Genomic DNA, 24,955 nt, shown 5'->3' with positions numbered 1-24,955 from the left:
GACATAATGATGCATTTAACATTTCATTTTAATTTATTTCTGCGCCCCTTTTGTTTCAATCCGTATCCTATAACAAGAATGATATAGATACTTACTGAAACAATGGGTAAAATTGTAAAAAACACCGTAATTTTGTGTTCTCCTTGTAAAGCATGGTGTACTAAGTTCATATATAACATCCAAGTTGTTAAATGTAAGATACTAAAGAAACCTGTTATTACGCATTGTTGTGTCTTCACGGACTGTTTTACGCCTAAGACGAGATTCAATAAAGTGGGAAGGGCATTTGAGAAAAGCACGCCTATCACCCATATTACCATAAATGTCACAGGTAACAGCCATAAGCTTACCTTATCCCCGTAGGCATCTGCTTGACCTAAAAGTGTGAAATGTGTGCCTACTTTATTTGGGATGTTGTCATACATGAGGCCTAGATAACTCAGCGCTATCAGCCATATAATGAGACAAAAACCATTTAATATTCGAATGCGGTACCGATTGTAATTCATGATGTGCTCACTCCGTTTTTATTTATATCGTTGTGTCTGTAATAATTTCTTTCATGACTTTACACACACGACCTTCGTACATCGCACCAAATTTCACAAGATGTACTAACAATAAATACAATTCGTAAAATCGAATGCGCTCTCTTGCCCCTTTACTTAAAGGATACGCTTCATGATAAGCGTCATAAAATTCTTGAGAAAAGCCACCAAACACCTTTGTGGCACCTAAATCAAATTCACGATCCCCATATAAAGGTGAAGGATCAAATAAAGCCGGTGTCCCATCTGTTAAAAACATGTAGTTACCTGCCCATAAATCCCCATGCAATAATGACGGACGACTGGTATGTTGTTTTAACGATTGCGACATTATGTCATAAACTTGATCAAACAACGTTAAATCTTTTGCTGATAATAAGTGTTGCGACACAATCCTCTCTTTCAACGGAATTATACGTTGAGCCAAAAAAAGTGTTGCCCAGTCTTTTGTCCATGTATTGTCAAAGCGATGGTCACCCCCTTCATAAGGGAGATGGAACCCAAATTGACCGTTTTCGCTTTCTGTTCGATGTAACGTCGCAACGAGACGTCCTAACTCTTCTTGACGTCCAGAAGTCCCTTCTTCGAGATAACTTAATAATAAATACGCATCGCCATCATTCTCCCCTTGAGCAATAACACGCGGTGCAGTAATACCCGCTTTTTCAAACGCTTTAAGTCCTGCAATCTCTGCCGCATAAAATCGCTCTGATCGATTCGGTTGAACAAGGAGAAAATACGTTTCGTTTAACGTTTCAACCTTATACGCATCGTTTACATCACCACCTGAAACCGGCATGATTGATGTAATATCTTTTAATGGTAATGCAGCACTCCATTGTTCTAAATTCATTTTATCATCCCTTCTTAACCCATTTGCATTTTATTTACCCACAAAAATAACGTTTATGAATAACGCGTGACATACGAAACAGTTCATTTTAAATTAAAGGATATCTTTTTTATACTTTAAGTATGATGACTTAAAAGGAGCGAATATAAAATGAAAGATGTTCAACAACGTATACTTAATGCGTATCACTTTCGCCATGCCATTCGACAATTTAATCCAACAAAAAAAATAAGTGAGAATGACATGCGCACTATTTTAGAAACCGGCCGCTTATCCCCGAGTTCACTTGGTTTAGAGCCTTGGAAATTTCTCGTAATACAAAATAAAGCATTACGTCAAGCACTTAAGCCTTATTGTTGGGGGGCACAGAAACAATTAGATTCAGCCAGTCATTTTGTCCTTATTTTAGCACGTAAAAACGTCCGCCCACAAAATGATTACGTGCGTCATATGTTTGAAGTCATCCATCATATGACACCAGATACAGCACTCCAAAAATTAGATGCCACTTCTAAATTTCAAAATGAAAGTAATGATTTATACCAAAGTGACCGCACATTATTAGATTGGGCTAGCAAACAAACGTATATTCCTCTTGGTAATATGATGACTACAGCTGCAATGTTAGGAATCGACTCTTGTCCAATGGAAGGCTTCTTATATGACGATGTCGCACAACTTTTAAGCGACGATGGCTATATCGATACTGACGAATATTATCCCTCTGTTATGGTCGCATTTGGTTACCGCCTTGAAGCACCTACACGGGAAAAAACACGTCGTTCTTACCATGACGTTGTTCAATGGATTGATTAAACAAACGTCATCTTAGACGAAAACCTTCAAAATTCTGCAGTCTGAATTTTGAAGGTTTTTAAAATGTGCGCATTAAGATAAAGCGTTCATCATTATGTGTTCTTTGTGCTTTCTGCTTTTTCGATACGCATTAAATAATCTGAAATCGAGTCATAAAAGTTTGTTAATTCTATAGCTGAATGTTTTGTATCAAGTGTATCATTTCCAATAAAGTCACTATGATCCCAACCTTTCATGGTCGGCATCACTTGCCATGTGCCTTTATGTAGTTCCGAGTTTTCATCAACACTAATATTTTTTTCATCAGATGGGTGTTGTGATGAAATTTCAGATACCAAGCCATCATTCGGGCGCCATAGTATGTCATCTACGCTCCCAATATAATTGCCAGTTAAAATTTTAGTGAATTCCATAGCTAAATCAGCGATATGTTTGCCCAATTGTGTCTCATGCGTTGCAACACCTGTGTATGTTTTATAGTAAATATTTGGGTTTAACTCTGTTTTTTGATTAATTTTTTCGGCTCCTTCACGCGTTAAGTCATAAAGCCCTGTATCTTCAGAATCCCAAATTTTACTTTCTGCAATACGCTTATTATAATCGGTTAAAGATTCACCATCTTTACGCTTAAACCCCCAGTGGTCCATACCAAAGTCAATCGTTCCTAAATGACTCGACATTTGCGCAAAAGAATATAAAATATTACGAATCGTAGGCGTGTTGCCAATATCATCAGAGGCATGTGTCCCATTATGTGGTGTTGCGATTGTTGTAATTGATGTGACCATATTATCTTGGCCACCTTTAAATAATTCGCTTATGATACCACCGTGTTGTTGTTGATAAGCGATTTCTGCTTTATCACCAAAACGTAAATAATGTTCCAATAAACGAATCGTTTGTCCTCCCATACTATGGCCTATGAAATGGACTGGATGACCTGGTTTCCAATCTTTTAAGACCCCTTCGTATGTCTTACCATAACGCTCGTGACCATATTTTTTAGAATGTGCCGCCCCGTAATCTACACGTCCACCTTTTAAATAATAATAAAGTTCTACCGCACGTTCATGATTGCTCGCAAGCGCACTGACACTCGCTTCATATGTTTCATACCCTGCTTTTCGCAAATGATTTTGTAAGTTCGCTTTCGTTCCACCCCAATAATTTTCACCTTTAGCGGCGACTTCTCCAACAAATCCTGTAAAGCCGTGAACAAACACAAACGGGTCTTTATTTTTAGGGTTTTCTGGATTTTGAACGGCTTCAGGTGCTGCTTTTACTGTTGGTTTTTTGTCGCTCGCTTGTGATGTAAATTTATTTTGTGCCGTTGTATTTTCTTTAGGAGCGTCGACTTGTTTCGGTTGCGCCGTATCTATTCTGTCATCTTTCGGTGAAACGGTGTCTATCGTTTTCGTATCAACATTAACGTTTGTTTGTCCATCCGTTTTTGGATTTACGTGCGCATTATTGATGATTTTATGGCTAAATTCACGGTCCACTGATGGCGGTGTTGTCTCATTAGTCTCCAATCTATCTTCACGTTTTTCCACATTTGAAGCATGATGTTCAACAGGTGACATCTCATTTTCTGTTGCTTTATTTGATTCAACCGACTTTGATGCTATCGTTGACTCTGGTACCGTTTTATCCTTATACGCCGGTTGTTGCTGTGTTTTTTTATGTAACGCAGGTACTTCCTGTGTATGCGATGAAGGTTGAACTGTCACTTCGGTTTTTGGTGACTCTGCTTTTTCAGGTAAAGGTGTTGCTTCTTTAGAGTCATCAACATGTTCAGGTGTTGCAGTATGTAATGATGTAACAGGTGTTTGATGTGTATGTGTTTCTTGCTGCGACGTTTGAGCGACTTCTAGTGGTGTCGTTGTTTGTGTTGTCGAATCATTTGCCTCTGCCACGCCCCCACCGATGACAAATATACATGATGCGACCATAACCGACGCGGCACCATAAGCCGACTTACGGATAGAAAATGTGTGTTGATGTTTTGTTTCTTTCATTAAACCAGTCCCTTCAAAAGTAAAAGTAGATTCCCGCCACGGCGAGTTTAAAAGTAGTCTACCAAATTTCATTTAAAATATTGTAAAGTTGCCTAACTGTTAGATTTGCATGCGTAACTGTTGAAAAACACTATTTTCTCCAAACAGTTACGCATATTTTTTGCCTAACTGTCAAAACACATTTCCTAAGTGTTCAATTGCATGCTAACTTAGCAATTTTAAATATAAACACATAAAGTCAGTGTTTAATGAATCGTATATATTTCTTGTCTTCATAGCTTTGTCACTGATCTGCTTATTGCATAAAATACGTTCAAACATCATTGCCGTTGTTATCTTGCTCCCATTTGATTCTTATACATATTAGATTAATGTCTTCATGCATATTTGATTATCCACAATATTACAAATTTGCATATTTTAACTTATGCCTCTATCTAATTTGAAAGCGCTATTATATAATGATTGTGCTTATCAATTGAGCTTGATAGGAATTCATATTTTAAGAATAGAAGGTGTACATATGCTTAATTTTTTACAACGCATCGGTAGATCTTTAATGCTACCTGTTGCCGTTCTTCCTGCAGCTGCTATTTTAATAGCCATCGCAAACACCATCGCAGCATTTTCGAATAATACGAATGCTGCGTATACATTCTTTTTTAATGCTGGTATGGGGATTATTGGTCAATTAGGATTGCTTTTCGCCATCGGTGTAGGGCTGGGTATGGCTAAGAAAAACGATGGTGCAGTTGCTTTAGCGACTGTTGTTGGTTTTTTCACAGTAACGACGTTGCTCAAACCTGAGAATGTCGCTGCTTACTTAAATATTGCAGTAAAAGATGTAAATGCCGGTTTCACAAATATTAACAATGGAAATGTCTTTATCGGTATTTTAGTCGGTTTAATAGCTGCTTATGCGTATAATAAATTCGCTGCGACTGAACTCCCTACTGCTCTATCTTTTTTCAGCGGTAAACGACTCGTTCCGATAATGACTGCATTATTCAGCGTCCTTTTAGCGGGTATTTTGTTATTTGTATGGCAGTTCGTTTATTCTGGCTTGGTCAATTTTGGGGAATTCATTTTAGGTCTGGGTCCCATTGGTGCTGGTCTTTATGGTTTTTTCAATCGTCTATTGATTCCAACTGGCTTGCACCATGCACTAAATGCTGTATTTTGGTTTGATGTTGCAGGCGTGAACGACATTGCCAATTTCCAAAGTCAAAAAGGAACAGAAGGTATTACCGGACGTTATATGGCTGGTTTTTTCCCGATCATGATGTTTGGTGTACCCGCAGCTGCGCTTGCAATGTATCATACAGCGGACGCTAAAAATAAAAAACAAGTCGCAAGTTTAATGTTGGCAGGTGCGATTTCTGCATTCGTTGTAGGTATTACAGAGCCGATAGAATTTGCATTTATGTTTGTGGCACCTCAGTTATATGTGATTCATGCCTTTTTAACAGGTTTATCATTATTTATCGCAGCAACATTCCAGTGGACGGCAGGATTTTCATTTAGTGCAGGCCTCATTGATTATATTTTATCTTTAATTAACCCTATCGCCCACACACCATTAATGCTCGTTTTGCAAGGTTTAGTGTTTTTCGTCTTGTATTACGCCATTTTCAGGTTCATGATTGTAAAATTCAATATCAAAACACCTGGACGCGGAACAGAAATTCCAGAACCCGAAGTAAATTTAAACGCGCATGAAACTGAAGCCCATGCATCAAAATACTATCAAACCGCTGCAACACTTCTAGAGGGGCTCGGCGGCCAAGATAACATCGTTTCACTCACTAATTGTGCAACACGTTTACGCTTAGAATTAAATGATACACATCTTATGAACGAATCCAAAATCAAATCAGCTGGCGCTGTAGGTATTGTGAAAAATGGACAACATCAAGCTCAAGTCATCATAGGTACACACGTTCAACACGTTGCTGATGAAATGGAGTTACAAATGGAGCAACACCAAAAATAAAAAAACGAGGCGGCTTGCGCATAGCCCATTCTTTAATCAAAAAAGCAAACAAAATTCATTTATTCATGAACTTTGTTTGCTTTTTTATTTATCTTTATACATAGATTTAATCAATAAGGCGTAAAGATATAACCGAAAAAATGAGATAATTTACTCCCCTGGTTTTGAAGATGGGGGGAATTCTATTTTTATACGCTGTGGAATATTGTAGTGTTCTTTAAATATCCTTTTACGAAAGTCTGTTTTAGGTGAAGAACGTTGCATATATGCTTCAAATGGCAAGCGCTTCATATGATACGTCGTTAACTTAGGATTTTCTTCAACGGCACGATGTATTGCAGCCAACCTCATATGATCTGATATCGATATAATTAAAAACATGATGATATATACACTTGCAAATGTTACCGTTAATAAATGAATTATCCAACGAAAAGTTTGCCCTTTAAAATCAATATAACGTATGAGTATAAATGCCACCATAACATAAATTATAAATACCGAGTAAAAATTTCGAGGACCTATCGGTTGCACAATCAGTAATGGCGCTACCATGATAGGAATTGTGAATAATAACATCACGACATAGGATTTTAACCGTGTGGGCATTGATGTGTAATACAAACTTACAATGAGCACCACATAGAACAACATTGCCACAGAAAAATCAAGAAAAGCTACTGATGTATCTTGCAACTTAAATTTAATACCCAATGGTACTCGCAATAAAATTGTATATAATGGCGCAATCGAAAGTCCTACTATAAGTATCACTTTTATTCTTAACGATACACCACTTCGATATACAAGGTGAACCATGAGCCCAGCAATGACGATTAGTATCAAAATACTTTGATAAATAATTTGCTCAGGAAATTGGGTCAATAATGTATTGGCAATTCGACTCATCAAACCTTGATTTTCATTACTCACTTTTTGGTAATCGGATTCCCCACCGAATATTTTGACGTATTGAGGATTCGTAAACATGATTATCGCGCCAACCATTGCACTTGCTAAGGCTATCAATAATTGTTTTAGATGCTTTTGATATTTAATATAATACATAAAAGCAGCAATGATTATCACTGCAATATTGAAAAGCGTCATATTTTCCATAAACAATTGACCCGTAATAGCCGTAATCATCATTATGATCATTTCCCACCACATTAACTTACCATAGCTAATCAACTTCACACAGTAATGCAAAATAACTAATGATGCAATTGTTGCTGGGACGTAATTAAAAAATCCTGCAAACCACCCGTTCGTTTGGCTAAATATCGTGTGCGGAATAAGAAGCGTCAATAAGAATAGAATCAAAATAAAATAATGAGATTGTTCACGCTTGCCCATGATTGAATCCGTACTTTTAATTATGACAAATATAATTAATAAGGAAAATAAAGTATACAACGCATAACGTAACACATTAAATCGCGTCGCAAAGACTTCTAGCGTATTTCCTAAATAACGCCCATTTAATGTTTCATAATGTGATGCAAGCATCTCCATCCCATATGAAGACGCCCATTCAAGATCATCATGGGTTAATGGCATTAGGATACTTAAAACTAAATAAAATAAAAATATCAATAACACGATATGGAATTGCTGAATTTTAGCCCACATGTTCAAAACTCTCTTCCATTTAAATTTCTAAACGGCATATGCCATTTAGGTCAACTTTTACTTAACTATGCGCACGCAACCAAATATCTACTGCACTTTTTTAATTGAAAGATTACCATGTATCGTTGGATAGAACGTTAAATTCCCGATTTCTTTCGTAAATCCATATTTTATATTTATCGCTTTATATTCATCATAAACAACAAACACATTATATAGACCTTTCTTTAAGTTCGTAAACATTGATTTTGGTTGATCAATTGTGATGACGCCATTTGAATATACAAAGTCATCTATGTCTACAGACGCGTCGTATTGATTACGAGATTCTAGCACTAGACCTTTGATGTCCTCTTCAGGAACATTGAAAATATTTAATTGAAGGACAACTCTATTTTTTGTAACTTGCAAATTTAATAAATTGGCATAAGGGACATTCACATGAAATTTATCGTCATAATCCGTTTGTGTTAATACGTGCTTTTTATCTATACGATAGACTTTCGCTTCCTTTTTATACCATCTAAAAAAGTCAACAAACTTTTCAAGATCATCATTCATAATGGCATCTACAGCATCAGAATATTTAGTGTCTATTTTATTAATTAATTTATGCGACACTTTTTTATGCGTATAAACCGCTCTAATAATTTCAAAAGTTTGTTGCTTCTCTTTTTCACTTAACTTTAAAAATACATGGCTATTACAATTATTCAATAAATCATACTCTAGTACTCTTAACATAAATGCTTCTTTAAACTTTCTATCTTTAGCCTTTAACACTGCCTCAAATAATTTAAAATCACTTCGACGTTTCTCTAAGAAGTCCGTACTTCTAACAATAGATTGATTGTCTGTAGAGCGATTAAAAAATGTCACTTCCTTAGTCGTTGTCGTTACTTTTTGAGCATATTTAAATACGTTCATAAAAAATATTTTATCTTCACCGAAATGTGTATCATCTGGGAAAGTAATTTGATGTTTAGTTAACAAGTCTTTTTTAATAAACTTCCCCGCAGGCCCTAAATAATAAAATAAATATGGGATTTTTAAGGGTTTATTATTGATACGATCTTTAATCGACATAAATTTGGCATGTACAGAAGTATTGCCATTTTTGAATTTCAAAACTTTTCCGACGATTACATCACTTTTATGCCATTTTTTTTGCTCGTATATGTGATTTAATATTTCAGAGTGTAACCAATCATCACCATCATGAAAATAAACATATTTACCTTGCGCAAGTTGCAACCCTACATTTCTAGGTTGAGAAGGTCCACCAGTATTACGTTCAAGTCGATGTAATACAATATTGTCTCGCTTGTATTTTTGTAAAATTGACCATGTTTCATCCGTCGAACAATCATCTACAACTATAATTTCATAGTGGCTATTGTCCAACGTCTGATGAATGATAGAATCCAGCGTGCTTTGAATAGAAGTTTCATTGTTATAAGTTGTAACTATAATCGTGAACAGTTTCGATTTATTTAGCATGTAATAACCCTTTCGTGTATAATATACTAATAAATTTCTAATCTAATTAGATACTATTATAGCAATCTTATTGCATGAAAACATCCCAAAAATGGAGGCAACCCAAATGGCAGTAACAAAAATAAAACAAGTTGACTCTAAACTAACAATTTCATTTGAAAATCCAACGAAAACAATCAATAAACTATTTGTAAAAAATGAAGTTGAATCGATTACGTACTTACCTGTTGAACCATTCAAATTTGAAATTGATTTGATTGAAGTCATTCGCCGCTTTAAAAAGCATAACCTTGATAAAATACATCTTATAATAGAAGAAAGTGATGCACTTTTAACAAACCAACATCAACTTAAAGTATCCAATCCATCGACGCACCTCTCACAATTGCAACTTGTGGAAAGTGATGGCGTATCTTTATACCCTTATGTCACGAAAGGTGGGTTTTTAAATTTTACATTTAGCGATACATTGCCTATCAATACATACGTCGCTAGACGACATATTGATAACATGACGTTTAATAATTCACAAGCAAACATTGAAGGTAAATTCACGCTTATCAACTCGACTTTATTAAAAGCCAATATTGTCTTAAGAACTCGATTTAAAGATGATGAACAATATGTTTATTTACCTGTGCGTAAATTTGGCGAAAACATTAAACTAGCCACAACGTCATTTGCATTTCAAATCGATTTATATGAAGATTTAATTCAATTTTTAAAACAAGATTTCAAAACTGGTGATGTTTTAGATTTATTTCTTGAAATAAGTATTCAAGAAAATGCTACCCCTATAAGAGTCAAAATAGGGCAACCAAGGATACTTGCCGAGCGTTTTCTTAAAGGTGAAATAATTACTGACTATAATGATAATATAGTATCCATCACTCCTTATTTAACGATGAAAGGTAAAAACCTCTCATTTAGAATCAATACTTATAGTGTTGAGAGTTATCTCAGTTACATTAAAAGCTTAAAATCTAAGTCTTTACCGTTTAATAAATCTGAACACATTTGGGTGATAGGTGAAAAATCATACAAAGCACAAGACAACGGACTTCACTTCTTTAAATATTTAAGAACACATCACCCTGACATCCCTGCATATTACATCATCGAACATGATTCAAACGAACGATCCAATGTGGAACCTTATGGAAACGTCATTTATTTTCGCTCACCTGAGCATTTTGACATTATGTTAAAAGCAGACTATATATGTTCAACACATCACCCTGAGTTACTCTATCCTACAAATAGTCATGTATATACAAAGAAGGTTAAAGCGACCAAAGTCTTTTTACAACATGGTGTATTAGGCACTAAAAACTTAACGGAAATTAACGGGAATCAACTCCAAGATTTTAATGTCGATTTATTTGTTACAAGTTCTGAACGTGAAAAAGAAATTGTTGTTCGTGATTTAAAGTTTGATGAACAACAAGTTATTGTGACTGGATTATCCCGATTTGATGCGTTATTTGATAAGCAAACCCAAACAAAAAAACAACTTTTGATTATTCCGACTTGGAGAGATTGGTTAACAAGTACATTCACTGTTAAAGATTCTGATTACCTTAAAACATACAATGCTTTACTAAATAATGAAACGTTCAAAAAATTACATGACTTTGGTTATGAAATTTTATTCTGTTTACATCCGAATATGCAACCTTTTATAGATTTATTTAATGTACCTTCTCATATTCAATCTATTAAACAAGGTGATGTTGATGTTCAACAATTAATTAAAGAAAGCAGTTTAATGATTACTGATTACTCAAGTGTAGCCTTCGACTTTAGTTTCTTAGACAAGCCGGTATTATATTACCAATTCGACACATCTCGATTCCTTGGTAAACACCCTTCTCATATCAACCTAATAGAAGAATTACCAGGTGTGATTGTAGATAATGAAGATGAGCTTATCCATGCTTTACAACATTATATTGATACTGACTTTACAGTTCCCGAGTGGCTTAAAGCACGTTCTAGAAAGTTTTACAGCTTTAGAGATCAAAATAACGCCCAACGCATTTATGAAAATATTAACAAAAGATCACAGCTAAGATATTATAAGAACAAAGTTCAATATGATATTTTAAGTCAACATTTCTTTAAACGATTTAGAAAGCACAATAAATATTTCACAGTGATGGATAAATTTAATAGTGCATTAGTTAAGTGGCTGCCTGTCAAAAAGAATTTAGTAGTATTTGAAAGTAATGTAGGCAAATCTGTAAGTGATAGCCCTAAAGTAATATATGATGCATTAACAGCTTATCGAAATGATATGGAGATTGTTTGGGTCAATAATACGCAATACCCATTCACGGATCCAAATGTTAAATCTGTAGAACGACTATCGCCAAGCTATTTTTATTACTTGTCACGTGCCAAGTATTGGGTAAACAATCAAAACTTCCCACACTATATTTCTAAGCCAGCAGCAACGACCTATATACAAACTTGGCATGGCACACCATTAAAGAAAATGTTAAATGATGTCAATGTATTTGAAGGGCGCGATGCAGGTTATAAAGATCGTGTAAATAGTGCGATTCAAAAATGGGATTATTTAATTTCACCAAGTCCATATGCAACGACATGTTTCAAATCAGCATTTAATTTTAAAAAAGAAGTACTTGAAATTGGTTATCCTCGAAATGATATTTTTTATAAAACAAACGATTCAAACCTCGAATTAAAAAAAGAGAATATAAAGAAACAAATTGGTATTCATGATAATCGCAAAGTCATTCTTTATGCGCCAACCTTTAGAGATGATGAAATTAATAAAGCAAAAAAACACATCATTCAACTTCAAATGGATTTACAAAAGATGTATCGAGAATTAGGTCAGGAATACATTTTATTATTACGACCACATATCATCATTAGTAATGCATTACATATTGATGAAAATTTAAAAGATTTTGCTATAAATGTGGGTGATTACAATGAAATCAGTGACTTATATTTAATTTCCGATATTTGTATTACAGACTATTCATCTGTAATGTTCGATTTTGCAAATACACGCAAACCTATTATTTTCTATACGTATGACCTTGATCATTATAAAAACAATCTTCGTGGATTTTATTTTAATTTCGAAAAAGAAGCACCTGGACCACTCATCAAAACGGACGACAAACTTATAGAATGTATTTTAAATATTGATGAAATAACAAAAACGTATAAAGATAAATACGAAAAATTCTATAACCGTTTTTGTACTTTTGAAACAGGTACTTCTGCCCAGCAAATTGTACAACGATTTTTTAAAAAAGATTCTTAATGACATCATCTTAGTTTTAAATTCGGCTACGATAAGATAAAATGATGAAGTTGTTGAAAGTAAGTATGAAAACGTCTTCGTTTAAAAAACGAACTTCAATTTAAGTAATGATAAAGGGAGTGGGATATTGAAATCAATGAGATTTCTATCCCACTTTCTAATCTTTTAAGGTGGTAAACTTATGCAACATCAATTAACTGTGATTATCTCTTTTTACAATGCGTGTAACACAATCGACACGTGTATCAAATCATTAATGGCACAAACGAGTCAAAACTTTGATGTCGTCATCATCAACGATGGATCAACAGATGAGACTGAAAAATGTTTAATGAACAATTACCAAACTTGGATTAATCATCAAACCTATATTAAATTAGAGACCAATCATGGTCATGCATATGCAAAAAACATAGGAATGAAGTATGTTAAAACGCCCTATTTTATGTTTTTAGATGCTGATGATTGGCTCGCACCTTCATCAATCGAAAAATTTACGATGTATATGGGAGAAAATGATATTTTAGCTACACCTATCCACACTTTTAATGAAGCAGAATTAATCAATGAATATGAAACACAATCTGATCAAATCAATACGATTTCACCCCAAGCATTGTTAAAAACATTCATCCGAAGTCAATCTATCAATAGCATTATTTTTAAAAGGGACATCATAATTAAACATCACTTACAATTCAATGAAAATTTAGCAATTTATATAGACCTACCCTTTTTAGTTGATTATTTAGCGTATGTAAATAAATGCATTATGTTAAGCGGAAACTATTACTACTTTAGCGGAGAAATGATTGACCCTTTTGACCCGTATCACTTAAGTGCACGTCCTTTTGATATGAAATTAGAAGATTTAGCGAAATCGACGCAATATGCTATCCATGCTTGTTCTAACAAATCAATCCAACATCGTCTTATCCAACATTTCATCCAATTTATGGATACGCATTTAGAACCAAGCCAATATGATATTAAAACTAAATATCACCATGTCAACATATTGCCACCTTATTTAAAATCATTTAATGCACATAAATTCATAAAGAAAAAGGCATTATTTAAGCTTGAACTATTCCTTATTTCTAAAGGATTGTTTAAATTAGCATTTCGAGTTAATACAGGACGTTACCAATTGCGTTTAGTTAAAAATATCCTTTTAAATAAACCGAGCAAACACTATTCTAAATACAAATTGACTGACCGCCCTTCCAAAGTAAAAGATGATGTCATTGTCTTTGAATCGTTTGGTGGAAAAAATTTCAGTGATAGTCCAAAGGCAATATACAACTATATGGCAAACACGTATCCAAATTTGAAATATTATTGGGTATTTAGTCAACCAGAGGATATAAATGGTATTGGGAACGCACATAAAGTACAAAAAGGATCAAAACAGTATTATGATATTTATCAAAAAGCATCAGTGTGGGTTTCAAACGCAAGACTGCCGTTAATATTGAATAAGAAGCACAACCAAACATATATTCAAACGTGGCACGGCACCCCATTGAAACGTCTTGCAAACGACATGAATACAGTTAGAATGCCGAACACAACGACATCATTATATAAACGTAATTTTTACTACGCGACACGTCGTTGGGATTACCTCATTTCTCCTAATGGTTACTCAACTGAAATTTTTCAATCGGCGTTTTGGATGGAACCGTCTAAAATACTTGAAATTGGATATCCAAGAAACGACATTGTTTATACTCACGCTAAAGATGTGCCGTTTCATGAACAAATTCGTAATGAAATTGGTATACCTAAAAATAAAAAGGTTCTTTTGTATGCGCCAACTTGGAGAGATGATGAATATGATGATATTGGTAAATACACATTCGAACTTAAAATCGATTTACCAAAACTTCAAGCAGCACTTGGAGACGACTATGTAATTTTATTACGTATGCATTATTTGATTGCCAATGCAATTGATTTAAATGGTTACGAAGATTTTGCCATCGATGTATCTCATTATAACGATATCTCTAGACTTTATTTGATTAGTGATGCGTTAATTACGGATTATTCTTCAGTGATGTTTGATTACGGCATATTAAAAAAACCGCAATTTTTCTTTGCCTATGACATTGAAAAATATGGTAAAAGTTTACGCGGTTTCTATATTGATTATCATAAAGATTTACCAGGTCCAATCTATACAAAACCTGATGAGCTCATTCAAGGATTAAAACAATTAGATCACATTAAATCTCAATATGCGCCTAATATTGATGCTTTTTATAATCGCTTTTGCTCCATCGAAAATGGCCAAGCCTCTCAGATTATCGGAGATATGATATATAACGAAATTATGAAAAAAAGCAAATAGACTTGAGTCAAAAAAGGTTAACTACAAATAAAAACGGTTCAAACATCCATTTAGGATATTTTGAACCGTTTTCTTTTCTTTCAAAAAGACGCATTTTAGTTGCTATAACTTGAATTGGTATTTCCAATTCATACGCATATTGTCTATTGGATTAAATAAATGTGTCATTCATAACTGTTGCACTTACTTCTCAATACTTTCTAAGAATTGTTTTGCTTGTTGATTGATTGTTTTAAAGTCAATCCCCTGTTGTTGTGCAGCAAATACGCAACCACAATAACATTGACGGAAAATATCGTACTCTTGGCACATGGTAATTGAACGTTCATATCCTTTATTCTTTTTAAAATCACTAGGTAAATAAAAGACATCATACAATTTTTGAACTTCAAGACCTATGCCATTGATCAATTGTGCATTCTTTTTTGGTGATAATGTAATTGCACTACCAAAATAATCATAGTCAAAGTCTACAGCTGCTTGAGCTACCATATCTAAGCGCATCTCAAAACACGCTGTACATCTTGCTCCACCTTCTGGCGCATCTGTTACACCTTTGTCTTTTGCCATTTTCATAAATTCATGCGGTTTATAAGGCGCTTCAATATATTTCACATTTGCACCTGTACGCTCATTAAAATCGTGAACGAATTGTTCTTGCACTTTCGCACGACGTAAATATTCATTTTTAGGATGTATATTCGGATTCGCAAAATAAATTGCGATATCTGCATACTCCGTTAAAAATTCTAATGTATACGTACTACAAGGTGCACAACAGCTATGGAGCAAAATTTTAGGTCGTACTCCATCGCGTTCCCAATTTTGAATCATTTTTCGCAGTACTTTATCATAATTTATTTTTTGATTTTTCATTTTATCCAATATTTCATTTGCTTCTATCATTATTGATATCCCTTCTTTTTCTATGCCGTATTTATCATTATTTTAACATTTATGTCGTAGAAAAAAATGCGAAAGATCAAATTTTAAGTCAGACGCACGTGTTTCATTTTAGTCGAATTGTTTTTTAAGATACAGACGCATAACAGTTGATATTGTTTTACCTTTCCATACCCATAATTTTTTTAAATCATAACCTATCTTTTGTGATATAATATAATTTGGCTCGTAAATGAGGTGAATTATTTGAGCTTTTATGATTACATGCAAGATTTCTTAGAAGATGATACGCCCTTAGGTGATTTGGCACGGCATATACATGCACACGCTGAGTTCCCTGAAGGACTTCATACGTCTGATGAGATTTTAGCGTGCTTTCGAGAAGCTCAGTGGTATGATCAATCGAATTATGCCGATCTCAAGCGAGCAATTGCATTATATATGCAGTTCGGATCCTTAAAATAGGATCGTATCATTCATTCTAATGAATGACCAACGGGAGTCTCTTCGCGAGGCTCCTTTTTATTATTATTTGATGAAAGTTTCACGATTGTAAATATATTTCAATTCAAGGAAAGTTGTTATAAATATGTAACGAACATTTTTCAATTGCCGTACATTGTAATATAAGATTAACATCTTACGATTTTGGGTATTATTCGCTATACTATAATTAATAAAAAGGCTGATTTAAGGAGGCTACCTCGATAATGAAAAAAATTTTATCTGCCATTGTTCTTTTGCTTCTCGTTATCTCACTCGTCGCGGTTTCAATTAAAGCATTGACGCATGATGCACGCACGGATGAAAGTGCTCAAAAGCAAGAACAAAAGCATCATGATAAAAAGAGAAAAACAACCGAAGCGCCGTCAACTGAAGAAGCAGCTTCAGAGCAATATTATGAACAACCCACACAAGAGTATCACACGACACAACAACCAACTTACCAACCCCCTACACAGCAACCAACACAAAAGCCGCATAAGCCAAAAGAACCATCAACTGAACAGAAACCTAAAAATGATTCAACGCAGGAAAAACCATCCACAGCACCACCTACACAGCCACCTGCAAAATCTGAACAACCTAAAACACAATCACCTCAAACAACACAACCGGCTCCAAATCCTAAAAACAACGGAGCAGATTCGAATCAAAAACAACCCTAATTTAAGGGTAATGGATTCTAGGTTCAATTAAAAAATAAGCCCCCAACATTCATTTAATCATGAACGTTGGGGGCTATTAATATGTGGATTTATAACACATTATGATAAGCGCAATAGAAACTTCATTTTGATTGATGGCTTAAGTGTAACCTTTAAAGCATCATACCACAAACGCATTCACGTGTTGAAGTTATGCTTTTATAAAGTGTCTGTTAATGGTCCTTTTGGGGGCTATTGCCTTACTGTGGTGATTGTCGAAACCTCATAAGGAGGATTTAAATAATTTTGATTGTCCGCGTTTCTCCATTCGCGTTAAATAAGGACGACGTATCCACGGATAAATGACCATGGCCATGATAAAAATAATCAATCCGTATAAACCAAGCCAAGCGGTTTCGACAAATAACACATCATATACGACACCACCTACAGCTTCTCTTAAAATTTTGAAGCTATGATAAAATGGTAAAAACGGTTGAATATGTTGCACAAATAAAGGAGAGACTGTAATTGGAAATAAACCATCTGTCCCAACAAATTGAAATGCAAGCATCAATACGATAATCACTTTTCCTATTTTTCCAAACAACGTAACGATGGCATACATCATTATCATATATATAAAAGCAATATAACTACTCATGCCGATAAACAACAATCGACTTTGCATCGGAATATCCAAAACTACTATTATCGTAACTAAAATGGCAAGCAACTGGATACTACTGATCAACGTATAAAGACCGATTCTACCTAAAAAATGACGTCTTGAACTTAATGTCTCTATTGTAGATGCATATGCATGACGCGTAGGAATCAATAAAGTTGTGAGAACAATACCAAGCCATAGCCCTATAGATGTTATAAAAGGGGTAAGACCACTTTGAAAACTTTCAACTGAAAACATGCTTTGTCGTTCAATATGAATAGGGTTTGATGCGACCCCCGCTTGTTTTTTCAAGTCTGTACGCATCAACTTCACGATATGTTCAAGTGTATTGTCTTTATCTAAAGCTTCAAATGTTTGATTGGCTTTAGCCATATCACTTTGAACAGACGGCACATCTCTTTCTAGCGAATGTGCCAATTCTCTTAGTGCATCACGTGCCCCTGGTTGATGTTGTTCTAATCCTGTTTTCACATTGTCATATTGTTGAAATAACGGAGGTAACGATTGATTCAACTGACCTGTGATGACTGAAATATCGTTTGCTTGACCACTCAAAATAGGGCCATACGTCGCCAAATTTTGATCATGAACTTGATTTAAATTTTGCGTCGCAGCCAATGCCTCATTTTTGTATTGTTCCACTTGTTGTAATGCCACTGTATTTTGATTTAAGGCATTCATCTCTCGATCTAACGCTATGACTGCGTCTCTAAATTGTTCGATTTTAGGCAACGTATCATTTGCGATAGCAATACTGTCACGAATTTTCTGATATGACGGCAATTGGTCTTCGAGGTGGAGACCTTGCTGATTGGCTTCATCTAATAATACTTTCATCACCGTGCGATTAAACGATACGTCTGCTTGTTTAATTGCCTCTCCAATTGTCGCATCCGTTAATTTAGGTGTTATCGCATTGACTTTCTCATTGACGTGATACGTCACCGTTGTTTGTTTCGGTTTTTGACGTATAATCCCAGTCACATCTTGTGAAAACGTTTGAGGTATGTATAATACAGCAACAAAATCGCCTCTTTTAAGAGATTTATCAGCAGTTTGCCGGTCTACAAATTGCCAATCCCACTTTTTCTGCGCCTTTAATTGCCCTTCCACAGCTTTACCAATATTAATTTTGCGTTTTTGAATACGCGTCCCTTGATCCTCATTCACCACTCCAATTTTCATATGTTCTGTATGTTGAAACGGCTCTTTATTCGCATTTAAGTCGTACCATACGAATAGTGCTGGAAGTGATAGTAAGAGCGTCATCACAAGCCAGGCGAATGGACTTTTAATGATTTGTTTCACATCCATCTCAAAAACATCGATGGGTTTCTTCATAATTTCACCTCAAAATGAAAAAGTCTTTATTAATCTATTATAATCATGTAAAATTTGAAATGTATATATTTGAAATTTCTAAACTTTAAAAATTCATTAATTTTTTGTAAAAAGCCTTTAACATCAGTGGTTTTACATGTACATTTTTTATTAGTCGATGAAGCTCATTTTATTAGGAATAAGGAAGGAGCACTTAAGTGAAACGAAATTATGTTGTTCGAACACTCATAGCGACGACACTTGTCGCCCCCTCTTTCACACCTGTCGCGCTTGCGACTTCAGACAAACATACTACTGATGATGCATTACATGCGCAATCGGAATCCCGCGCTTCTCATCATACACCATCAACTGAAGGAATGGATGCGTTTTTCAAAAAATATGGAGAACCATCACAAGATACGTCTCAAAAAGATGTGCCTCAAACGTCACATCAAAAAGACAATCCACAACTCCCATCAAAAGATGATTTAACATCATCACGTGCGCACGCACCGCAACAAGCGTCTGACAAAGCTACAAAACCAATGCGTCAAACCACTGTTTTTCAGACACAACCTGAAAGTGACGCACATCAAACACAATTAAGCGTGATAGAAGATCCAGAAACACGATCATTCATCAATAAAATTGCACCACATGCACATGACATTGCTAAAAAAGAAGGAATATACGCTTCTGTCATGATTGCACAAGCTGTTTTAGAATCAGATTCTGGACGTAGTGATCTAGCAAAAGCACCCAATCACAATCTTTTTGGAATGAAAGGTCAATATCAAGGCGCATCTGTGCCTTTTCAAACATTAGAATCTGATGGCAAACATATGTATCAAATCAATGCTGATTTCCGAAAATATCCAAGCGAGAAAGAATCATTAAATGACTATGCATCACTCATCAAAAATGGCATTGATGGTAATCCTACAATATATAAAAAAGTATGGAAAAGTCAAAGCAATCACTATGAAAAAGCCGTTCAAGGATTAGTAGGCACATATGCGACAGATCCCGACTATGATCAAAAATTGATTCATTTAATCGAAACCTATGACCTTACACGCTATGACAATCCAGAGTTAGCAAGCCCAATTTCGGAAGGTTCAGTTCAAAAACCTGATGCATTAAGAAACGTGAACTTTCAACCTTTTAAAGTAGCAGGAGGAAAAGCAAATTATCCACAAGGTCAATGTACATGGTATGTCTATCATCGCATGGCACAATATAATGCACATATCGCAGCGGATATGGGTAATGCAAGCGATTGGAGCTATCATGCATTGACAAAAGGTTACAAAGTGACTGACACGCCACAGGCACATAATGCCGTTGTATTCCAACCAAATCAATTTGGCGCGGACCGTTATTACGGTCATGTCGCTTTTGTTGAAAAAGTAAACGATGATGGATCTATTGTTATTTCTGAAACAAACGTCAAAGGTTTAGGGATTATCTCTTACCGTACGCTTGATGCACATACCGTTAAACAACTCGATTTTATTACAGGTCAAGCACAATAATCGCTAATATTTTCCTAACGCTATATCATTAAAATAACAAGGAGCCCGGTCACATAAACCAGGCTCCTTATAATGTGTGTGAGGTATTTCATTTTAAAACATCATTTTGGAAAAGTAGTCGTAATGACCATTTTATTGGCAATTTGCTGAAACATAGCATCTTTATGATACTGTTGATATAGTGTGGAGATATTTTGAACTTTGGCGCCTTTTAAGAAATCCTTATACGAAGACGCGCTTTGGGTACCACCAATGACAACTTGAGAATGGCTCACACCTACTATCGTCGCAAAATTACCTTTGGCAGGTAATACTTGATAAAAGACCATATCTTTTGGTGCACCTTTCATCGTTTCAACATTGTCAATCTGTTTAGGTTGTTTCACTAACGTGATTTGCTTTAATGGATACACATGCTTCTCACCATTCATCCATTGCACAGTATACTTACCTTTTTGAATTTCAGAACGTGTAAAAGTATATTGATCATATCCTTGAATATAATATGCTAATGCAACTTTTTGTTGTTGTGTAAGTTGCACATTCGCCTTTGCTGTAGTCACTTGTGACGGTTCTGCTGAAGATGGCATCACCTTTGCATCTATGGAAGGTGCCATGACTCCTAAACTCATCGTGCTTACAATAATAAGTGGTACCGTATATTTACTATATTTTCTCATCATTATCGCACTCCTTATTAAGCCTCACACGTTATATTATCTATTTACCCTTTTCAAATATTTTAAAAATAAAATCGCAAATTTATTATAAGTTTCTTGTACATTTTCTATAACGACATATCGTCTATTTAACGTTCCAACATTTCATGCATTCCTATAGATTTTCTTTAGAAAGATGATTACAATGAGCCCCATGGATACAGCGCACCCTACTAAAGTAAATGTAAATGACAGCGGCAACAAAAAGCCGAACAACATATAAGATAGTGGAACGAGTGCACTCACAAAGCTTTGATTAACCGAAAACACTCGTGATTTGTAGGATTCGTCTACAGTATGTTGTAATAAAATTTGATACGGAATATTTCCTAAAGTGATTGAAAGACCTAACAATAATTGTCCTATTAAAACCGTTCCGTAGACAATGGTCGAAGACAAACCTAATGAAATGACGACGAGATAGAGTATCAGTATTAAAAGCTGTAACATAAGTGCGTATAAATAACTGCGCCTTAACTGATTTTTAAGTGGAATAACTGAAAAGATAAGTGCACTTACGATTAACGATACACCCAACGTACCCTCAGCTACGCCTAAATGTTTTGAACTTAACGAAAGCTGTTGAACGATTAATATGGGAATCCCTACAATAAGTACATTCATAATAAAATTCATAAAAACAGCAATAACTAATAGATATTTTACTTCTGTCATTTGATACAAATACTGTACCCCTGCTTTAAAATCTCCCCAAAACGATTTTCTTTTTTGAGTTGTTTGGCCATTTTTAAATGTTAATAAGAAAATGAATATCAGAGCTATGCCCTCTGTCATGATATTGATGAGCGAGACGTGCTGAATGGATAAAAATGAGATCAAAATACCACCAATGATTGGCGAAGCAAGCATCGAAGAGGATTGAATCAATTGTCTGATTGAGATGACGCGCTCTAAATAGTTTCCTGTAATCCATTTTAAGTTAGATGTTACAATTGTTTTAACTATCACATCTACAACGACAAGAATCATCATTAAAAGAAAAATAAATACATACTGACCATTATAAAATAATGCAAAGCAACTTAAAGCAACAATACTTACAATTTGACCGATGAATAGCATCGTTTTATTATGATGTCGTCCAATTAAATTTCCAATAAACGGCGTGGTGAGCGTATTTACAATCGTCAATAAAGCGAGATACAAACCAAATATCGAACCTGATTCCGTTTGTTGTAATATGTAAAAACTACATGTAAATGTGAAAATGCCTGATCCCAATGTTGATAACGTATCGAAACAAAGTAAATATAAAGATCTTTTCATCTTGTCCCCCCTTATAGTATATTTTATACAAATTCAGAATATTTCGAAAGTAATATTGAGAATATGTTTAAAAAATGGTATACAATTCATTCACATACACCTTTAAAATAAACTACAACCTCCAAAATCCATTTGAATGAATGTTGGAGGTTGTATTGTTTATGTCTATTCATTTTTATTTCATAATGTCTAGCATGTGTTGATACAATTCATCTTCAGTTTGACTTTGGAGGAGTGCTACACGTTTGGCATCATCCATTAAGTGACGCGATAAGTTTTGGAGTGTCTTTAAGTGCATATCGTGACTATGTTCTGGCACTGTAATTAGAAAAACAATTTGAGGAACAGTACCATCTAAACTTTCCCACGTCACGCCTGCGTTATTTTTTACGACTGACACAACTGGTTCTTTAATACCTGCTGATTTCGCATGTGGCATCGCAATGTTCATGCCAAGCGCAGTAGTTGATTCTGCTTCTCGCGCAAAGATATCTCGCGTTAATGTTGCTTTATCTTTAACATAACCATGTTTGTCCAAGTTTGAAACCATGTGTTCGATTGCCTCATCTCGCGTCATCGGTTGTGTTTTTATCATTGTTGTGTTTTTATGAATCAATTGCGTTTGTGACGCATCCGTATTTGTTGTCGCGTCAGCATGCCCTATGTTTTCAGTAGTTTCAATCGATGTTTCCGGTCCACCAGCAGTCGCTACAATAGGTGATCGCTTTTTCAATACAAGCACCAGTGCTGCCGTTACAAGGCTACCTATAATCACCGCGATAAAGAAAATCAACACTTTATCAATCCCACCTAATACCGCAACGATAGGTCCACCGTGCGCTACTCGGTCACCTACACCACCAAGTGCTGCAATCACAGCGGCCACCATCGCTCCTATAATATTCGCAGGAATAATACGTAATGGGTCTTGCGCTGCAAACGGTATAGCGCCTTCGGTAATACCAAATAGTCCCATTGTAAATGAAGCTTTCCCCATTTCAATTTCATTATGGTTAAATTTGCGACGATTAACAAATGTTGCGATACCCAAACCAATAGGAGGCGTACATACCGCCACAGCAACCATACCCATCACACTATAATTGCCTTCTGCGATTAAGGCAGAACCAAATAAGAACGCAACTTTATTAACTGGACCACCCATATCAAATGCAATCATAGCGCCAATGATCATCGCTAAAATCACTATATTCGCACCTTGCATACCTTTAAGCCAAGCCGTTAAACCGGCGAAAACGCCTGCGATTGGGGCACCAATAACGTAAATAAAAATTAAGCCCACAATGACGGAGGAAATAATCGGTATAATTATAATTGGCATAATCGGTGCCATTGCTTTAGGCACTTTCACTTGTTTTATCCATTTCGCTATATACCCTGCAAGAAAACCAGCAACGATACCGCCTAAAAATCCAGCACCCGCATCACTTCCATAGAAACTACCATCCGCGGCAATCGCGCCACCAATCATACCTGGAACAAGGCCTGGTTTATCCGCGATGCTCATCGCAATATATCCTGCAAGAATGGGTACCATAAAACTAAAAGCCAATGCCCCTATTTTTTCAAAAGGCTTCCAAAATGAATCATCTGGTACGACAATTCCATGTGTCGCTGTTTTTTCTCCACCTAGCGATAATGCAATGGCAATTAATAACCCACCTACAACGATAAACGGCACCATAAAAGACACGCCGTTCATTAAATGTTGATACACGTGTTGCATACCTTTATGTTTTTGTTTTTCATCACTAGAAAGTTTTGCATTTTCATCTTGCGTTTCACTTTGATAAACAGAAGCCTTTTTCTGTTGAATACGCTCAATTAAATCTTTCGGATGATGAATCCCTGCGCGTACATTTTCATTAATAAGTAGCTTGCCATGAAAACGCGATAAATCCACTTGTCGATCAGCAGCGATAATGACACCATCTGCCTCTTCAATATCTTTTGCAGTCAACTGATTTTCGACTCCAACGCCACCTTGCGTCTCTACTTTTATATCAATCCCTAATTCATGCGCAGCTTGTTCTAACTTTTCTTGTGCCATATACGTATGCGCGATTCCATTTGGACAAGACGTCACGGCTACAATTTTCATATCAACACTTCCATTCAATGATTTTAAATACATACTCATCATATAGCAGCACATATTAGGAATCAATACGAAATTAAAAGCGCTTACAAATTGAAGTATGCATTATGGATGCGGCACAACATTAATCATGAAATCCTAAACTTTAAAAGAAGTAATACGCATTACCCTGACATTTCAATGCAGATAAAAAAGAGGCGCCTTGAT

The 24,955-nt window shown here is 35.3% G+C and carries 17 protein-coding genes; 7 read left to right on the top strand and 10 right to left on the bottom strand.

Annotated features, from left to right (window positions below; genetic code table 11):
- Positions 1-23: 23 nt before the first annotated feature.
- Together SHYC_RS01800 and SHYC_RS01795 are read right to left on the bottom strand one after the other, a co-directional pair.
- Positions 24-509 carry a DUF1648 domain-containing protein gene (locus SHYC_RS01800; protein WP_039643977.1) on the bottom strand — a complete coding sequence of 162 codons (486 nt, stop codon included), beginning with the start codon at positions 507-509 and terminating at the stop codon, positions 24-26.
- A 22-nt stretch (positions 510-531) separates the two neighbouring features.
- Positions 532-1,401, bottom strand: a complete 870-nt coding sequence (locus SHYC_RS01795) for a fructosamine kinase family protein (protein WP_039643975.1) — start codon at positions 1,399-1,401, stop codon at positions 532-534.
- Between the two features lie 150 nt (positions 1,402-1,551).
- On the opposite strand from SHYC_RS01795, the gene SHYC_RS01790 reads away from it, so the two are divergent.
- Positions 1,552-2,217, top strand: coding sequence for an NAD(P)H-dependent oxidoreductase (locus SHYC_RS01790; RefSeq protein WP_039643973.1), 666 nt, complete (start codon positions 1,552-1,554; stop codon positions 2,215-2,217).
- A gap of 92 nt (positions 2,218-2,309) precedes the next feature.
- Here the strand turns inward: SHYC_RS01790 and lip are convergent, their stop codons facing one another.
- Positions 2,310-4,307 (bottom strand): YSIRK-targeted triacylglycerol lipase, encoded by a 1,998-nt coding sequence (gene lip / locus SHYC_RS01785; protein ID WP_082021520.1) that lies wholly within the window; start codon positions 4,305-4,307, stop codon positions 2,310-2,312.
- 451 nt (positions 4,308-4,758) lie between these two features.
- On the opposite strand from lip, the gene nagE reads away from it, so the two are divergent.
- Positions 4,759-6,228, top strand: a complete 1,470-nt coding sequence (gene nagE / locus SHYC_RS01780; RefSeq protein WP_039643970.1) for an N-acetylglucosamine-specific PTS transporter subunit IIBC — start codon at positions 4,759-4,761, stop codon at positions 6,226-6,228.
- A 150-nt stretch (positions 6,229-6,378) separates the two neighbouring features.
- On the opposite strand, the gene SHYC_RS01775 is transcribed toward nagE, so the two are convergent.
- A complete protein-coding gene (locus SHYC_RS01775) occupies positions 6,379-7,863 on the bottom strand; it encodes a DUF6056 family protein (RefSeq protein WP_039643968.1) in 1,485 nt (494 codons plus the stop codon).
- Between the two features lie 87 nt (positions 7,864-7,950).
- Positions 7,951-9,363 (bottom strand): glycosyltransferase family 2 protein, encoded by a 1,413-nt coding sequence (locus tag SHYC_RS01770; protein ID WP_039643966.1) that lies wholly within the window; start codon positions 9,361-9,363, stop codon positions 7,951-7,953.
- Positions 9,364-9,469: 106 nt separating this feature from the next.
- Between SHYC_RS01770 and SHYC_RS01765 the strand changes: the two genes are divergently transcribed.
- Positions 9,470-12,667, top strand: a complete 3,198-nt coding sequence (locus tag SHYC_RS01765) for a CDP-glycerol--glycerophosphate glycerophosphotransferase (RefSeq protein WP_039643964.1) — start codon at positions 9,470-9,472, stop codon at positions 12,665-12,667.
- 181 nt (positions 12,668-12,848) lie between these two features.
- Positions 12,849-15,023, top strand: a complete 2,175-nt coding sequence (locus SHYC_RS11980; protein WP_082021519.1) for a bifunctional glycosyltransferase family 2 protein/CDP-glycerol:glycerophosphate glycerophosphotransferase — start codon at positions 12,849-12,851, stop codon at positions 15,021-15,023.
- A 183-nt stretch (positions 15,024-15,206) separates the two neighbouring features.
- On the opposite strand, the gene SHYC_RS01755 is transcribed toward SHYC_RS11980, so the two are convergent.
- Positions 15,207-15,929 (bottom strand): epoxyqueuosine reductase QueH, encoded by a 723-nt coding sequence (locus tag SHYC_RS01755; RefSeq protein WP_039643962.1) that lies wholly within the window; start codon positions 15,927-15,929, stop codon positions 15,207-15,209.
- Between the two features lie 234 nt (positions 15,930-16,163).
- On the opposite strand from SHYC_RS01755, the gene SHYC_RS01750 reads away from it, so the two are divergent.
- Together SHYC_RS01750 and SHYC_RS01745 are read left to right on the top strand one after the other, a co-directional pair.
- A complete protein-coding gene (locus SHYC_RS01750; RefSeq protein ID WP_158484625.1) occupies positions 16,164-16,391 on the top strand; it encodes a YozE family protein in 228 nt (75 codons plus the stop codon).
- A 245-nt stretch (positions 16,392-16,636) separates the two neighbouring features.
- On the top strand, positions 16,637-17,095 hold the full coding sequence (locus tag SHYC_RS01745; protein ID WP_039643958.1) for a hypothetical protein: 459 nt from the start codon (positions 16,637-16,639) through the stop codon (positions 17,093-17,095).
- Between the two features lie 262 nt (positions 17,096-17,357).
- On the opposite strand, the gene SHYC_RS01740 is transcribed toward SHYC_RS01745, so the two are convergent.
- Positions 17,358-19,106 carry a YhgE/Pip domain-containing protein gene (locus SHYC_RS01740; protein WP_039643956.1) on the bottom strand — a complete coding sequence of 583 codons (1,749 nt, stop codon included), beginning with the start codon at positions 19,104-19,106 and terminating at the stop codon, positions 17,358-17,360.
- Positions 19,107-19,303: 197 nt separating this feature from the next.
- Between SHYC_RS01740 and SHYC_RS01735 the strand changes: the two genes are divergently transcribed.
- Positions 19,304-20,623: a glucosaminidase domain-containing protein gene (locus SHYC_RS01735; protein WP_052257787.1), complete on the top strand. Its 1,320-nt coding sequence runs from the start codon at positions 19,304-19,306 to the stop codon at positions 20,621-20,623.
- A 101-nt stretch (positions 20,624-20,724) separates the two neighbouring features.
- Here the strand turns inward: SHYC_RS01735 and SHYC_RS01730 are convergent, their stop codons facing one another.
- The 3 genes from SHYC_RS01730 to SHYC_RS01720 form a co-directional block, all read right to left on the bottom strand.
- Positions 20,725-21,306: a hypothetical protein gene (locus SHYC_RS01730; protein ID WP_052257786.1), complete on the bottom strand. Its 582-nt coding sequence runs from the start codon at positions 21,304-21,306 to the stop codon at positions 20,725-20,727.
- A gap of 141 nt (positions 21,307-21,447) precedes the next feature.
- Positions 21,448-22,629, bottom strand: coding sequence for an MFS transporter (locus SHYC_RS01725; RefSeq protein WP_039643954.1), 1,182 nt, complete (start codon positions 22,627-22,629; stop codon positions 21,448-21,450).
- Positions 22,630-22,804: 175 nt separating this feature from the next.
- Positions 22,805-24,751: a fructose-specific PTS transporter subunit EIIC gene (locus tag SHYC_RS01720; protein WP_039647486.1), complete on the bottom strand. Its 1,947-nt coding sequence runs from the start codon at positions 24,749-24,751 to the stop codon at positions 22,805-22,807.
- Positions 24,752-24,955 lie beyond the last annotated feature (204 nt).

This window comes from Staphylococcus hyicus, assembly GCF_000816085.1.
GTDB lineage: Bacteria > Bacillota > Bacilli > Staphylococcales > Staphylococcaceae > Staphylococcus > Staphylococcus hyicus.
This window is presented reverse-complemented; position numbering and strand designations above follow the sequence as displayed.

Excerpts from the sequence above, each read along its gene's own strand:
- SHYC_RS01775 (WP_039643968.1), bottom strand. The coding sequence starts at position 7,863 with ATGTGGGCTAAAATTCAGCAATTCCATATCGTGTTATTGATATTTTTA.
- SHYC_RS01790 (WP_039643973.1), top strand. The coding sequence starts at position 1,552 with ATGAAAGATGTTCAACAACGTATACTTAATGCGTATCACTTTCGCCAT.
- lip (WP_082021520.1), bottom strand. The coding sequence starts at position 4,307 with ATGAAATTTGGTAGACTACTTTTAAACTCGCCGTGGCGGGAATCTACT.
- SHYC_RS01770 (WP_039643966.1), bottom strand. The coding sequence starts at position 9,363 with ATGCTAAATAAATCGAAACTGTTCACGATTATAGTTACAACTTATAAC.
- SHYC_RS01740 (WP_039643956.1), bottom strand. The coding sequence starts at position 19,106 with ATGAAGAAACCCATCGATGTTTTTGAGATGGATGTGAAACAAATCATT.
- nagE (WP_039643970.1), top strand. The coding sequence starts at position 4,759 with ATGCTTAATTTTTTACAACGCATCGGTAGATCTTTAATGCTACCTGTT.
- SHYC_RS01800 (WP_039643977.1), bottom strand. The coding sequence starts at position 509 with ATGAATTACAATCGGTACCGCATTCGAATATTAAATGGTTTTTGTCTC.
- SHYC_RS11980 (WP_082021519.1), top strand. The coding sequence starts at position 12,849 with ATGCAACATCAATTAACTGTGATTATCTCTTTTTACAATGCGTGTAAC.
- SHYC_RS01725 (WP_039643954.1), bottom strand. The coding sequence starts at position 22,629 with ATGAAAAGATCTTTATATTTACTTTGTTTCGATACGTTATCAACATTG.
- SHYC_RS01795 (WP_039643975.1), bottom strand. The coding sequence starts at position 1,401 with ATGAATTTAGAACAATGGAGTGCTGCATTACCATTAAAAGATATTACA.
- SHYC_RS01730 (WP_052257786.1), bottom strand. The coding sequence starts at position 21,306 with ATGATGAGAAAATATAGTAAATATACGGTACCACTTATTATTGTAAGC.
- SHYC_RS01720 (WP_039647486.1), bottom strand. The coding sequence starts at position 24,751 with ATGAAAATTGTAGCCGTGACGTCTTGTCCAAATGGAATCGCGCATACG.
- SHYC_RS01745 (WP_039643958.1), top strand. The coding sequence starts at position 16,637 with ATGAAAAAAATTTTATCTGCCATTGTTCTTTTGCTTCTCGTTATCTCA.
- SHYC_RS01765 (WP_039643964.1), top strand. The coding sequence starts at position 9,470 with ATGGCAGTAACAAAAATAAAACAAGTTGACTCTAAACTAACAATTTCA.
- SHYC_RS01755 (WP_039643962.1), bottom strand. The coding sequence starts at position 15,929 with ATGATAGAAGCAAATGAAATATTGGATAAAATGAAAAATCAAAAAATA.